The following is a 12,858-nucleotide window of genomic DNA, read 5'->3' on the forward strand; positions in this document are numbered from 1 at the left end:
GGGAAACACTCTTCCTGTTCAGGTCTGTCCATGAAAGTCGAATCCTCCCCCGATGTGCAAACGGTCCGTCCCCTGGATCAACCTGCTGTCATCCAGACCTCTACGCCTGCGCCCGTCAATGGCGTGGATGAGCTCGCCTACCTGTTCAACCTGGAAGTGGTAAACAATAGCCAGCCCTTGAGTCAGCGGAAGGTGAGCGTGCACGTGCCTCCGATCGAGCATATGGCGGAGCTTTATCGTCAGCTAGGTCATCCGGCCAAGAAGACCCTGGCAATGATCGCTTTGCTGGTCAGGGACGCGTTACGGCAGCGGGCTGATGTGGGCGAATTGCTGAGGCTTTCCGAGGGAGACCCCGCGCGCGCGTTCGTCGTGCTCAAATATGTGGCGGCCCAGGCAGACACGGAAGTGCGGCCGTCCGAAGCGGCATTGGCGCGTGATGCCATGGCCAAGCTGCAGGTCCGCTTCAAAGGGGAGATTCAGGCCGGCCTGAACATCGCCGTGGCACTGCAGGCGGCCAGTGTCGATCCGCAGGAGCGCCAGGCGCTGCGTTCGCTCTACTACGCCAGTGTGGTCACGCGCCAATCGTTGTCGACGATGATGCAGGCGCTGCTCGGCGTGTACGGCGGCGAACGGTTTGCGGACGGGCTCAACGTGATGCGCAAAGCGCTGGCTGACGATATAGCGGCCAAGGTCTCATCAATGCCGACACCGCTGTTGCGCACTTTGTTACTGGGCCTGCAAAGCTGTGGGCAGTTGAGCGGGGTGCTGGCGGGTTGTCATGCGCTGCTCCAGCGCCTGGGCATCAATCACGACGCAGTGAGCTTGCTGCAGCGCATGCTGAGTTTCGCCGGTACTGGTATCACCGCTGCTGAGATTCTTCGGATCGGCGATGAACTGGCGGGTGGTCCGAATGCCCAGCAATTGGTGTCGCTCAATGCCCTTTACCCCTTGGTCCAGCAATTGCCATTAGCGTTATGGCTCGACAGTCGAGTGCGTGAAGAAACCCTTCGTGGCTTCCTGGCGGTGATGGGGGAACTGGAACGGATCGCGCGTGGCCCTGCACGTTTTCCAAGTGAACTGGGGGCCTTGGCGTGACAGCGCTTTCGGCCATCAACCGCTTTTTGCTCAAGGTAGCGCAGCGCGCCGAAGTGCTGGGCGCTGTGGTAGTGCTGGCCATCGTCTTCATTTTTATCGTGCCGTTGCCCACCTGGTTGGTGGACATCCTGATCGCGCTCAACATCTGCATCTCGTGCCTGCTGATCGTGTTGGCACTGTACCTGCCAGGTCCTCTGGCGTTCTCTTCGTTCCCGTCGATCCTGCTGTTGACCACCATGTTTCGCCTGGCGCTATCGATCGCGACCACGCGCCTGATCCTGCTGGAGCAAGACGCCGGTGACATCGTCGAAGCCTTCGGCAATTTTGTGGTCGGCGGCAACCTGGCCGTGGGGATGGTGATCTTCCTGATCCTGACCCTAGTCAACTTTCTGGTGATCACTAAGGGCTCGGAGCGGGTGGCGGAAGTCGCGGCGCGGTTCAGCCTGGATGCGATGCCCGGCAAGCAGATGTCCATCGACAGCGACCTGCGTGCTGGCCTGATTGACGGCATGCAGGCACGGGACAAACGCGAGCAGTTGTCGCGCGAGAGCCAATTGTTCGGGGCCATGGACGGGGCCATGAAGTTCGTCAAGGGTGACGCCATCGCGGGCTTGATTATCGTTGTGGTCAACCTGTTGGGCGGCTTCTCCACGGGCATGTTCCAGCACGGATTGAGTGCCGCCGATTCAATGGCGCTGTACTCGGTGCTGACCATAGGCGATGGCCTGATTGCGCAGATTCCCGCGCTGCTGATCTCCCTCACCGCCGGCATGATCATCACCCGTGTGGCGCCGGACGGGCGCAAGGGTGTCAGCAACATGGGCGCCGAAATTGCCCGGCAAATGACCAGCGAACCCAAGAGTTGGATGATCGCCTCGGTGGGGATGCTTGCATTTGCTGCAGTACCCGGCATGCCTACCGGGGTGTTTATCCTCATCGCGACGATAACCGGTAGCTTGGGGTACTACCTGATGCGCCAGCGTCAACGGCAGGAGCAACCCGAAGCTGAAGCCGCGGAAGCGGTGCGTCCCGAAGAAAACGGTCATGAGGACTTGCGTGGGTTTGATCCGTCAAGGCCGTACCTGTTGCAGTTCTCTCCGGTACTGCGAGGGACGCCTGAGGTGACGGACCTTGTCCACTCGATTCGCCAGGCCCGGAACGCACTGGTCGCCAATATCGGCCTGACACTGCCACCGTTCGAGGTGGAGCTCGATGATTCGCTCGCCGATGATGAAATGCGCTTCTGTGTGCATGAGGTACCGATGGTCAAGGCCTCGGTGGTCACTCATGTGGCGGTTGAGCGTAAGGCGCTGACGGTCGAGCCTGCACACGCGATACCGGGTTTGGCAGATCGCGATGAACAGCATTGGGTCTGGTTGGCGCCGAATGATCCGCTGCTCGATGATCCACAGGTGGAACGCTTCACCGCAGCGAGTCTGATCGTTGAGCGCATGAAGCAGGCAATGATGCTCAGCGGGCCGCAGTTCCTGGGGATTCAGGAGAGCAAGTCGATCCTTAGTTGGCTGGAGCACAACCAGCCGGAATTGGTTCAGGAGCTGCAGCGGATCATGCCGCTGTCGCGTTTTTCAGCGGTGTTGCAACGCTTGGCCAGCGAAGGTGTGCCGTTGCGGGCTGTACGACTGATTGTCGAGTCACTGATCGAGTACGGCCAGCATGAACGTGAGCCGGACGCGCTGGCCGACTACGCGCGCATTGCGCTTAAGGCACAGATCTACCATCAGTACAGCGAAGCCGACGGTCTGCATGCCTGGTTGCTGTCGCCGCAGACCGAAAACATCCTGCGTGAAGCGCTACGCCAGACGCAGACCGGGGTGTTCTTCGCACTCGACGACGAACATAGCGCGGCGTTGGTCGGGCTGCTCAACCAGGCCTTCTCGGTGCGCCCGAAACTCAAGAGCGTGATGTTGGTGGCGCAGGATTTGCGCAGCCCGCTGCGTACCTTGTTGCTGGAAGAATTCAACCACGTGCCGGTGCTGTCCTTTGCCGAGCTGAGCAGCACGTCCAAGGTCAAAGTACTGGGGCGTTTCGACCTGGGCCAGAATGAATTGATGCGCGGTGCGGTGGCATGAGGGTTGGCCTGGGTTCAGTACGGAGGGCTCGATGATGTTCGAGCTGCGAGTGCTTGATGGGCTGCATCAAGGCGCTGCGTTGCCATTGTTTGGGGAGCAGTGGAGCATCGGTGCACACGCCGATGCTGACTTGGTGCTGAACGACCCGGGCATCGCCGAGCAGCATGCGCGGCTGCGACTCATCGACTCGAACTGGTCGGTGCAGGCTGAAGCGGGGCTTTTGCAGGATGCCGATGGTCAGGTGTTGGCACAGATCGCACGCCTGGCGCTCAACGTCACGTTTTGGGTCGGCAGTGTGCGGCTGTGTGTGACCTTGGCCGATGAACCCTGGCCCCAGGCGCCCGCCCCCGTAGCGCCAGCGTCGCCACGGGTCAATGAGCCGGCACGGGCGCTTAAGTTATCGGCCATCTCGCATTCGCAGCAGAAGCGTCTGATTACGCTGGTGCTGGTGGTGACGGTCATCTTTGTTGTGGTGGGCATGGCGTCCACCGGGAACCCCGAGGCCCTGGCTTCCTTGATGCCGCCTGTGGTGCAGAAACAGGAACTGGCCTCACCGTTTGAGGTACGCCAGCAGTTGTTGAAGATGCTCAGCGAACGTGAATTGAACCAGCGAGTCGGTTTGCAAGTGATCAATGGGCAGGTCGCGCTCAGTGGAGATGTCTCACAGGATGAAGTGGACCTGGTCGCGCGCATGCTCAGCCGTTTTGGCGAGCAATTCGACAGCGCGGTGCCGGTGATCAGCCGTGTGCGCGTACGCGATGGGACGTTGCCGTTCAAGATCGTGCAGATCGTAGGCGGGCCCAATGGTCATGTGGTCCTGGAGGAGGGCAGCCGACTTTTTGTCGGGGATGAGGTGGATGGCCTGCGTCTGGTGCTGATCGACAACAGCAAGGTGGTCTTCGATGGCGTACAGCGTTATGAGGTGCGCTGGTGAACGCTGAACTGCAAGCACGCCTCGACGCCTGGCAGCAGCGCCAGGCCCAGTCGTTGACCACTTTTGCGCCTGTGACGATGCGAGGTCGCATCCAGCGAGTCAATGGCATGTTGCTGCAGTGCCGGCTGCCTCAGGCGCGTATCGGTGATTTGTGTCGGGTGGAGAAAAAGCCTGGCGACTACATGCTGGCCGAGATCATTGGTTTTGATCAGCAGGATGCCGTGCTCAGTGCCTTGGGCAACCTGGAAGGGGTGCGGGTGGGCGCTGGCGTGGAGCGTCTTGGGGTAGCGCATCGGGTCCAGGTCAGCGAGGCATTGCTGGGCCAGGTGCTGGATGGCTTCGGACGGCCGATCACGGGAGAAGGCCCCAGTGCGTTTGTCGAGGCCGACTTACCGGACACGAGTGCGGTGTTGTGTGAGGCGCCGTTGCCCACCGAGCGCCCGCGGATCAACCGCGCGCTGGCCACCGGGGTGCGCTCTATCGATGGCCTGCTGACGCTGGGCGAGGGGCAGCGCGTGGGCCTGTTCGCGGGGGCGGGCTGCGGCAAGACCACCTTGTTGGCCGAGATCGCCCGTAACGTTGAGTGCGATGTCATCGTGTTCGGCCTGATCGGCGAGCGGGGTCGGGAGCTGCGTGAGTTCCTCGATCATGAGCTTGATGAGCAACTGCGTTCCAAAGCGGTACTGGTGTGTGCCACGTCCGATCGTTCCAGCATGGAGCGCGCCCGTGCGGCCTTCACGGCGACTGCATTGGCTGAAGGGTATCGGCGCAAGGGGCTTCGCGTGTTGCTGCTGATCGACTCCCTGACCCGATTCGCCAGGGCCCAGCGCGAAATCGGCCTGGCCGCTGGCGAACCCCTCGGTCGTGGCGGCCTGCCGCCTTCGGTGTATAGCCTGTTGCCGCGGCTGGTGGAGCGCGCCGGGTTGACGCGTGAGGGGGTGATCACGGCGATCTATACCGTGTTGATCGAGCAAGACTCCATGAACGACCCGGTGGCTGATGAGGTTCGCTCGCTGCTCGACGGTCATATCGTGCTGTCCCGCAAGTTGGCCGAGCGCGGGCACTACCCCGCAGTGGATGTGCTGGCGAGCCTGTCGCGGATCTTGAGTAACGTCGCCGAGCCTGCGGATATCCAGGCGGGTACGGCGTTGCGGCGTTTGTTGTCGGCCTATCAGCAAATCGAACTGATGCTCAAGCTAGGTGAATACCAAGCGGGCAGCGATGCCTTGACTGACCTGGCGGTGGACAGTCGCCAGGCGGTCGACAATTTCTTGCGCCAGGACTTGCGTGAGCCCGCACCGATGGCGGCGACGCTGGCGCAACTCAAGGAGCTGACGGCCTATGTCCCTTTCTGATGTGTTGCTCGGTGAAGTCGAGACGTTGCGGCGCCTGCGTCGGCACCGGGCAGACCGTGCCGAACGTGCCTTGCGTGAGGCGAAGCGAGCCCAGCAGGCCCTGCTCGCGCATATCCAGCAGGCCCAGGATGCGCTTGAGCAAACCCGGCAGGAGGAGGCCCTGCAAAGTGCTCAGTTACTCAGCCAGCACCAGGGGCAGGTACTGACCCTGCAGGCCCTGAAATCCTGGGGAACCCAGGAGCGCTCGTTGTCGGCCAGCACCCGACGAGACATGGGGCAGTTGGAAGCCTTGCGGGGCCAGCGGGAAGAAAAGCAGACCCGCGTTGGCAGTGCCCAGAAACAGGTCACGGAATGCCTGCGGCAGGTGGAAAAACTTCAGGAGTTATCCCTTTTACTGGCGCAGGAGCCGATATGACCCAGGTTTCAGATAAACCCGCAGAACGCCCGCGCCTGCGGGAGACACGCGAGGAGCGAGAGTCGGGAATTGCAGGCGTAGTGCCCGCGGAGTTGACGCGGTTATTTGCCCAGTTTTGGGCCGATGACGGTGACGGCTGGGGTGCGGGAACTTCTCTGTCGGGCACGAAGGGCGTGGAGGGTGCAGCCATGATCGAGGCGCTTGCCGAACAACTGGCACCTCGTCTGCAGGCCGCTTCGCAGTGGCCGCTTCAGGCAGTGTTGTACCTGCCTCGCCTGGGGCGGATCAACGCCAGTGTGCGCCGCGAGCAGGGTGCCTGGAGTATCGACCTGGAAGCGGAGGAAGAGGCTACGGCGCGCTGGCTCAGCGGCGTGCGGCAACAGGTTGAGGACCGGTTTACGCAAACAATGGGGCGCACGGTCAGCCTGCAGTTGGCCGTTGTTGGGTCGGCATGATGATGCCGCAGGTGACGCTGCCTCTGGTCAGAGGCGACACGGCTGTTGCTCGCCGTCGCCTGGGGCGTGGTTTGCGTCTGCCGTTTGAAGTTGCCGGGCGGCGCGGTGAGTTATGTCTTGAACCGGGCCGTGCCCCCGCTGGAGTGCAACCGCTGTGCTTCGAAACGGCATGTGGGGTGTTGGCGCTTGCGGAGGCGGGACCGCTGCTCAGTCTGCTAGGCGAATGTCCGGTGACATTGGCCAACGCAGGCAACGATCCGGATTCCTGGTTCTGGGCTTTACTCCAGCACCACTTGAGTCCTCAGGTGAAAGCGCTGTTGGGCTATGTGCGGCTACTGGAGGTTGATCGGCCCGAAGGGCTTGGTTGCCGACTCAGCGTCACGCTGGGGGCAGCCCGGGTGATGGGCTATGTGTGGCTGGCGCCCGAGACGTTGATTGCGTTGTGCGACGCCGGGTCTTGGCGCGCCAATGCTGCACCGGTACCTGCGTCGTTTCAACTGGCAATTGCCGTGACGCTAGGGCGCCTGCAGTTGCCGATTGCACAAGCGCGCAGCCTGCGGGTCGGGGATGTGCTGATGCTTGAGCAGAACTTTTTTCAAACCCAGGGCGTAGGTCATGTTCAGGTTGGCAGGCAGCGGCTGCATGGGTGCATTGACGATGGCACAGGGGCGTTGTGCCTGACACTTACTTCTATTGAGGGCACAACGGTGGACGAAGATTTTGAAGCGCCGCACTACTCGGGTTATGAAGAGGATGAGCCCGTGGTGGATGTATTCGGTCATGAGCCGTTCGACGAGCTCAGCATGGCGTTGAACGTACGTTGCGGCACGTTGGACCTGACCCTGGGTGAGTTGCGTAATCTCGCGCCCGGCGCGGTGCTGGGGGTCACCGGTTATTCTCCCGGTATGGCCGGCCTTTATTATGGCGACCGTCCGATTGGCCAGGGACAACTGGTGGAAATCGACGGTCGCCTGGGCTTGCAGTTGTCCCGCGTGATGTTCGGCCGATGATACTTCAGGGGCTGGACCCGTTAGTCCTGGCGGTATTTCTTGGGGCATTGTCGCTGATGCCCATGCTGTTGGTAGTCTGTACGGCGTTCTTGAAGATAGTGATTGTGCTGATGATCACTCGTAACGCCATCGGCGTGCAGCAGGTGCCACCGAGCATGGCCATCAATGGCATCGCATTGGCAGCCACGCTGTTTATCATGGCCCCGGTGGGTTACGAAATCGCCGAGAGCGTCAAAGTATCGCCTCTGGACTTGAGTAACGTGCAAACACTCCTGCAGACAGGCAATGAGGCTATCAAACCGCTGCGTGCCTTCATGCTGCGCAATATCGACCCGGACGTGCTGACGCACCTGCTGGAAAACACCGCGCGCCTGTGGCCAGCGCAGATGGCTCAGGAGGTACGGCGCGAAGACCTGATCCTGCTGATCCCGGCGTTTGTCCTGTCGCAACTGCAGGCGGGGTTCGAGATTGGTTTCCTGATCTACATCCCTTTCATCGTCATCGATCTTATCGTCTCCAACCTGCTGCTGGCGCTGGGTATGCAAATGGTCTCGCCGATGACCATTTCCCTGCCGCTCAAATTGCTGTTGTTTGTCATGGTGTCTGGTTGGTCGCGGTTGCTCGACAGCTTGTTCCTCTCCTATCTCTGAGTAACTTATGGAACCCATCGTGCTGTTCAAGCAGGGCATGTTGCTGGTGGTAGTGCTGTCGGCGCCCCCGTTGATCGTGGCGGTGACGGTGGGGGTGTTGACGTCGTTGGTGCAGGCGTTGATGCAGGTGCAAGACCAGACGTTGCCCTTTGGTATCAAATTGGTGGCGGTGGGCATCACGCTGATCATGACCGGCCGTTGGATCGGTGTGGAGTTGATCCAATTGATCAACCTGACCTTCGACATGATCAGCCGTTCGGCCCTGAGCTGAGGCGCTGCCCGTGCTGCTCTATCTCGAGTTTCTGCCCAGCCTGGTGATTGGCATGGCGCGTATCTACCCCTGCGGCATCCTGGTAGCGGCGTTTTGCTTTCAACATATACGCGGCATGCCACGGCACACCATTGTGATGGTCATGGCACTGCTGCCCGCGCCGGGTATCCATGCGGCATTGGCAGGCCAGGACCACTCCGCAATCATGCTCAGTGCTTTGGTGTTCAAGGAGCTGGCCTTGGGGTTTTTACTGGGGGTGTTGCTGGCAATGCCCTTCTGGATGTTCGAGTCGGTGGGGGCGCTGCTGGATAACCAGCGCGGAGCCTTGGCGGGGGGCCAGCTCAACCCTTCGCTGGGGCCGGATGCGACACCGATTGGGCACCTGTTCAAGCAACTGGCGGTGTTTCTGCTGATGGCGAGCCTCGGGTTGGGTACCTTGACCCAGGTGATCTGGGACAGTTACCTGATCTGGCCTCCCACCGCGTGGTTTCCGCTACCGGCGGTGAACGGCATGGGCGTATTCGTCGGCCTGCTGGGCGATACCTTCACGCATATGATGCTCTACGCCGCGCCATTTATTGCGGTGTTGCTGTTACTGGAATTCGGCATCGCGCTGCTGGGGGTCTACAGCCAACAGTTACAAGTGAGCACGCTTGCGCCACCGGTCAAATGCCTGGCAGGTATCGGTATTTTGTTGCTGTACTTTGCACTGCTGCAGGACCTGATCGTCGGGCGCATGAGCCTGCTGGGCGACTTGAAACACTCACTCGGTCTCTTGATAAAGGTCGCGATCCCATGAGTGATTCAGGCGAAAAAAAACACCCGGCCTCAGCCAAAAAACTGCGTGACCAACGCAAGAAAGGCCAGGTCGCCCAAAGCCAGGATGTCGCAAAGTTACTGGTGCTGACCGCCATCAGCGAGATTGCCTTGTTCACCGCCGAGACCAGCCTGCAACGCTTCCAGCAATTGATGCTCTTGCCGATGTCACGCCTGACTCAACCCTTTGCGCGAGCACTGGAAGAAGTGCTGTTCGAGGGTTTGGTGGTGTTTTTCTCATTTGCTCTGTTGATGGTCGGGGTGGCGATTGCCGCCAAGCTCATCAGCAGTTGGATGCAGTTCGGGTTGCTGTTTGCTCCGGAGACCCTGAAGCTGGATTTCAACCGCCTCAACCCGATCAGCCAAATCAAGCAAATGTTCTCAGCCCAGCAATTGATGAACCTATTGATGAGCGTTGCGAAAGCAATTCTTATCGCTTTGATTTTGTACGTGGTGATCCGACCCTCATTGGGCACGCTGATCAACCTGGCCACCAGCGATCTGCAAAGTTACATCCTGGCGTTGATTGCGCTGTTTCGTCACCTGCTGCATGCCTGCCTGGGCATGCTGCTGGTGCTGGCGCTTATCGACCTGGTGATGGTCAAGCACTTCTTTGCCAAGCGCATGCGCATGACCCAAGTGGAGGTCGTCAAAGAGTACAAGGACATGGAAGGTGACCCTCACGTAAAGGGGCAGCGACGGGCACTGGCGCATCAGATGGCTCAGGAAGAACCAAAGGTCAAGCTGCCCAAGCTGGAAGAGGCCGATATGCTGGTGGTCAACCCGACTCACTTTGCCGTGGCCCTTTACTACCGGCCCGGTAAAACGGCGCTGCCCCTGCTGGTCAGCAAGGGCACAGATGACGACGCGCGCAAATTGATCCGGCGCGCCAAGGCGGCCGATGTGCCGGTGATCCAGTGCGTCTGGCTGGCCCGCACGCTCTACACGAAAAAACTGGGAGCCAGCATACCCCGCGAAACCTTGCAGGCTGTGGCGCTGATTTACCGTACCTTGCGCGAACTCGATGATGAAGCCAAGCGCGAAACCCTGGAACTGCCGGAGCTCGAGCAGCGCTGATCACCTGTCCAAGGCTTGCAGATTGGCCAGCGACAGCATTCGGCTGAGGATCCTGTCGAGGGTGGCGTTCGTTGCCGGCAATGCATGCCAGATCACCAAATGGCCTTTGGCGTCGAGGTAGATAAAACAGCCATCGAACGCCACCGCCTGTTCAAAACGTCGCTCCAACGCTCGCTGCAATTGCCCGGCCTGCAACGCTTCGCGAGCGACTTGCAGGGCCAGCCCTGGGCGATTTCCGGCGGGCAGTGTGCACACCTTGATACCGGGCGCGAGGGACAAGTGAGCGGCAGCGCCGCTCACCAGGGTTTCCAGAAATACCTGGCGCTTATAGTCGGGCATTTCCTGGGACCTCATCGTTCCAGCGACACAGTCTGGTAATCCGCCCGCTCACCGGCGGGGCCAGGTTCGACGCGCATCTGCGGCGGCCACCAGATCACCATCTTGTCCTTGGTCGATTGCGGGCGTGAGCACGAATCACCTTTGCAGGTGGGCGTACAGCCGGTGATGAGCACCGCTGCGCCGATCAGGGTTATGCACAAAAGTCTAAGTTTCATGGCGTAGCCTTTTTATCGGAAGTGATCAAGGACGGACGGGGCACACTGATATGTTCATCCTTCAACACGGGGCGCATGGCGATAAATACCTCGGCTTCTTCACCTGGCTTGAGCCAGGCACGTGGCCATACGGTGACCGCGAGGGTCTGCGAGTTGCTGCATTCCTTTTCATCGATACGCACATTGCGCTTGAACTGGTTGCGCAACACCACGACCGCCACGTTGTATTCCGGGCCGGCGTACCACTGGCTGCGTTCGGTATTCAATGCCAGCAAGTCTCGGGTGCTGCACAAGGTGTTCAGCCCCAGAGGCATCGGCGCGGGTTTGAACGCCTTGGGCACTTCCCCGCTGACGAGGCGTGCCAGGGTGCTGATGATGTCACTGCGCTTGATCACCGGCTCATGGGGGGAGTAGCGCCTGGCCAGTGGTGTGAGAGCGGCTTGTAGCTCGGCCTGGTCGGCTTGCGGCAAGTAGCGGGACGGGTCGTCCTGGTCGCCGATAACGCGTGGTGTGAGGATAAACAAGCGCTCACGCCGATTATTCTGGCGTTCGGTCGATGAAAACAGCGCCTTGCCCAACAGTGGAATATCCCCCAGCAGGGGGATCTTTTTTTGCCTGTCAGAACTTTCAGTGACGTGGAAACCGCCGACCACCAGCGAGCGCTTTTCCTCCATGACGGCCTGGGTACTGACCTTGCCCCGGCGCACGTCCAAGTGATTGGGGTCGGGGTTGGTCTCGTCGAAATTGCCATCCTCAATATCCACTGCCAAATGGATCTGGTGAACGCCGCGGCTGGTGGTGACCCTGGGTACGACTTGAAAGCTGGTGCCCACGGTGACCGGTAAGATAGTTGCGTATTCGCTGCCGGGGGTCAGGTATTGGGTGCGGTTGAAGTCAATCACCGCGGGTTGGTTTTCCAGGGTGAGCACCGAGGGGTTTGAGACCATGGTTGCCAGCCCTTTGGCTTCCAGCGCGCGGATATCTGCGTAGAAACGATCACGGTTCTCGATCGATAACTGCGACGAGGTGCCGGGTGCCATGTTCACGCCACCCCGGAAACGACTGTTCTGGAAGCCCCAGTTCACCCCGAATTCGCGCAATTGCGTGCGCTCGATATCCAGAATGATCGCATCGATTTCGATCAGCTTGCGCGCGACGTCAAGTTGCGTGATCAACTCACGGTACATGGCCTGGCGTTCCGGCAAGTCGTAGATCAGCACCGCGTTGTTGCGCAGATCGGCTTCGACGCGTATCCGGCTGTTGGAGACGGGCGCGCGCGGGGTCAATGCGGGGGCTGCGTCGAACTGACCGCTATTGCCATTTGCACCGAGCATTTGGCCTAGCAATGGGTTACCCAGCCGAGGGATGTTGGGGGGGAGCGGGGCAGGCTGGGACGTCGGGCGCTGGCTCAGTCCAGTGAGCGCAGGAGCAGAACGTGGTTCCAGCAGCCCCCGCAGAATAGTGGCGACGCCAGGTACGGTGAGCTTCTCTCCGCGATAATCCACATGACGGTCCGCCGCGCTGGCGAACTTCAGCGGGTAACTCAGCACGCTCTGCTTCTCATCCGGCGAGCGGCGCTGACTGCTGAACTGCTTGATCTGATCGATATAGCGCTTGGGGCCGGAGACGAGTACCACGCCGTCTTCGGGCAACTCGCCCCAACCGAAACGGCTGTCGAGCAATCCGATATCGGTCAGCGCCTGCTTGAGGTCGGCAATCGTTTCCGAGGAAACTTCCAGGCGCGCGGACTCCTGCTGGTCCAGTGTGCTGATGAAGAGGGTGTTGTTGTAGAGGTACCACTGAAAACGGTGCTCGACGCCCAGCCTGTCCAGCATGGATTGCGGGGTATTCGCGCGGATCTTGCCGTTGACGTCGCCTTCCAGCAGGCCCTCGATTTGCAATTGCGTGCCGAAGGTCTGGGCGAAGTCTTCGAGCACTTCCCGTAGAGGTTTGTGTTCGGCCTCATAGGCGTAGGCGGTGTTTTTCCATTCGGGTGGAATGGCAGCAAGTGTGGTCTCCATTGGGCTAAGCAACCAAGGCATCACTATCAAGCAACCCCAACGGGCTCGTTTTGATGGTGCACCAGATGAGTCCGTTTGCAAGTACTCAGGCTTGAAAGGTGGTGAATACATGGAG

At 60.3% G+C, this 12,858-nt stretch carries 14 protein-coding genes; 11 read left to right on the plus strand and 3 right to left on the minus strand.

Annotated features, from left to right (window positions below; all coding sequences use genetic code 11):
• The first annotated feature begins 30 nt into the window (after positions 1-30).
• The 11 genes from sctW (at position 31) to sctU (ending at position 10,168) form a co-directional block, all read left to right on the plus strand.
• Positions 31-1,095 (plus strand): type III secretion system gatekeeper subunit SctW, encoded by a 1,065-nt coding sequence (gene sctW / locus JBO08_RS00160; protein WP_065879672.1) that lies wholly within the window; start codon positions 31-33, stop codon positions 1,093-1,095.
• Positions 1,092-3,185, plus strand: coding sequence for a type III secretion system export apparatus subunit SctV (sctV, locus tag JBO08_RS00165; protein ID WP_065890577.1), 2,094 nt, complete (start codon positions 1,092-1,094; stop codon positions 3,183-3,185). The genes sctW and sctV overlap by 4 nt, the downstream gene beginning before the upstream one ends.
• Positions 3,186-3,219: 34 nt before the next feature.
• A complete protein-coding gene (locus tag JBO08_RS00170) occupies positions 3,220-4,119 on the plus strand; it encodes an FHA domain-containing protein (RefSeq protein WP_065879684.1) in 900 nt (299 codons plus the stop codon).
• Positions 4,116-5,474 carry a FliI/YscN family ATPase gene (locus tag JBO08_RS00175; RefSeq protein ID WP_065879670.1) on the plus strand — a complete coding sequence of 453 codons (1,359 nt, stop codon included), beginning with the start codon at positions 4,116-4,118 and terminating at the stop codon, positions 5,472-5,474. The genes JBO08_RS00170 and JBO08_RS00175 overlap by 4 nt, the downstream gene beginning before the upstream one ends.
• Positions 5,461-5,889, plus strand: a complete 429-nt coding sequence (locus JBO08_RS00180) for a type III secretion system stalk subunit SctO (RefSeq protein ID WP_065879669.1) — start codon at positions 5,461-5,463, stop codon at positions 5,887-5,889. The genes JBO08_RS00175 and JBO08_RS00180 overlap by 14 nt, the downstream gene beginning before the upstream one ends.
• A gap of 188 nt (positions 5,890-6,077) precedes the next feature.
• Positions 6,078-6,344 carry a type III secretion system HrpP C-terminal domain-containing protein gene (locus tag JBO08_RS28275; RefSeq protein WP_309304234.1) on the plus strand — a complete coding sequence of 89 codons (267 nt, stop codon included), beginning with the start codon at positions 6,078-6,080 and terminating at the stop codon, positions 6,342-6,344.
• Positions 6,341-7,354 (plus strand): FliM/FliN family flagellar motor switch protein, encoded by a 1,014-nt coding sequence (locus tag JBO08_RS00190; RefSeq protein WP_220074616.1) that lies wholly within the window; start codon positions 6,341-6,343, stop codon positions 7,352-7,354. Before JBO08_RS28275 ends, JBO08_RS00190 begins: the two co-directional genes overlap by 4 nt.
• Positions 7,351-8,004, plus strand: coding sequence for a type III secretion system export apparatus subunit SctR (gene sctR, locus JBO08_RS00195; RefSeq protein WP_065879666.1), 654 nt, complete (start codon positions 7,351-7,353; stop codon positions 8,002-8,004). The genes JBO08_RS00190 and sctR overlap by 4 nt, the downstream gene beginning before the upstream one ends.
• A gap of 7 nt (positions 8,005-8,011) precedes the next feature.
• Positions 8,012-8,275 carry a type III secretion system export apparatus subunit SctS gene (gene sctS / locus JBO08_RS00200; protein ID WP_065879665.1) on the plus strand — a complete coding sequence of 88 codons (264 nt, stop codon included), beginning with the start codon at positions 8,012-8,014 and terminating at the stop codon, positions 8,273-8,275.
• 10 nt (positions 8,276-8,285) lie between these two features.
• Complete coding sequence (gene sctT, locus JBO08_RS00205; RefSeq protein ID WP_065879664.1) at positions 8,286-9,074, plus strand: type III secretion system export apparatus subunit SctT; 789 nt, start codon at positions 8,286-8,288, stop codon at positions 9,072-9,074.
• Positions 9,071-10,168 (plus strand): type III secretion system export apparatus subunit SctU, encoded by a 1,098-nt coding sequence (gene sctU / locus JBO08_RS00210; protein WP_065879663.1) that lies wholly within the window; start codon positions 9,071-9,073, stop codon positions 10,166-10,168. Before sctT ends, sctU begins: the two co-directional genes overlap by 4 nt.
• Here sctU and JBO08_RS00215 read toward each other — a convergent pair whose 3' ends face one another.
• The 3 genes from JBO08_RS00215 to sctC are packed head-to-tail and all read right to left on the minus strand — an operon-like array spanning position 10,169 to position 12,764.
• Entirely contained in the window at positions 10,169-10,507 is a 339-nt protein-coding gene (locus tag JBO08_RS00215) for a transcriptional regulator (RefSeq protein ID WP_220074615.1), read from the minus strand.
• 11 nt (positions 10,508-10,518) lie between these two features.
• Complete coding sequence (gene hrpT, locus JBO08_RS00220; RefSeq protein WP_065879661.1) at positions 10,519-10,722, minus strand: HrpT family type III secretion system protein; 204 nt, start codon at positions 10,720-10,722, stop codon at positions 10,519-10,521.
• Positions 10,719-12,764: a type III secretion system outer membrane ring subunit SctC gene (gene sctC / locus JBO08_RS00225; protein WP_405045935.1), complete on the minus strand. Its 2,046-nt coding sequence runs from the start codon at positions 12,762-12,764 to the stop codon at positions 10,719-10,721. The genes hrpT and sctC overlap by 4 nt, the downstream gene beginning before the upstream one ends.
• Positions 12,765-12,858: the final 94 nt, after the last annotated feature.

It is taken from the genome of Pseudomonas sp. LAP_36 (assembly GCF_019456785.1).
In the GTDB taxonomy this organism is placed as follows: Bacteria; Pseudomonadota; Gammaproteobacteria; order Pseudomonadales; family Pseudomonadaceae; genus Aquipseudomonas; species Aquipseudomonas tritici.

Excerpts from the sequence above, each read along its gene's own strand:
- sctW (WP_065879672.1), top strand. The coding sequence starts at position 31 with ATGAAAGTCGAATCCTCCCCCGATGTGCAAACGGTCCGTCCCCTGGAT.
- JBO08_RS00170 (WP_065879684.1), top strand. The coding sequence starts at position 3,220 with ATGTTCGAGCTGCGAGTGCTTGATGGGCTGCATCAAGGCGCTGCGTTG.
- JBO08_RS00180 (WP_065879669.1), top strand. The coding sequence starts at position 5,461 with ATGTCCCTTTCTGATGTGTTGCTCGGTGAAGTCGAGACGTTGCGGCGC.
- JBO08_RS28275 (WP_309304234.1), top strand. The coding sequence starts at position 6,078 with ATGATCGAGGCGCTTGCCGAACAACTGGCACCTCGTCTGCAGGCCGCT.
- JBO08_RS00190 (WP_220074616.1), top strand. The coding sequence starts at position 6,341 with ATGATGATGCCGCAGGTGACGCTGCCTCTGGTCAGAGGCGACACGGCT.
- sctR (WP_065879666.1), top strand. The coding sequence starts at position 7,351 with ATGATACTTCAGGGGCTGGACCCGTTAGTCCTGGCGGTATTTCTTGGG.
- sctS (WP_065879665.1), top strand. The coding sequence starts at position 8,012 with ATGGAACCCATCGTGCTGTTCAAGCAGGGCATGTTGCTGGTGGTAGTG.
- sctU (WP_065879663.1), top strand. The coding sequence starts at position 9,071 with ATGAGTGATTCAGGCGAAAAAAAACACCCGGCCTCAGCCAAAAAACTG.
- JBO08_RS00215 (WP_220074615.1), bottom strand. The coding sequence starts at position 10,507 with ATGCCCGACTATAAGCGCCAGGTATTTCTGGAAACCCTGGTGAGCGGC.
- hrpT (WP_065879661.1), bottom strand. The coding sequence starts at position 10,722 with ATGAAACTTAGACTTTTGTGCATAACCCTGATCGGCGCAGCGGTGCTC.
- sctC (WP_405045935.1), bottom strand. The coding sequence starts at position 12,764 with ATGCCTTGGTTGCTTAGCCCAATGGAGACCACACTTGCTGCCATTCCA.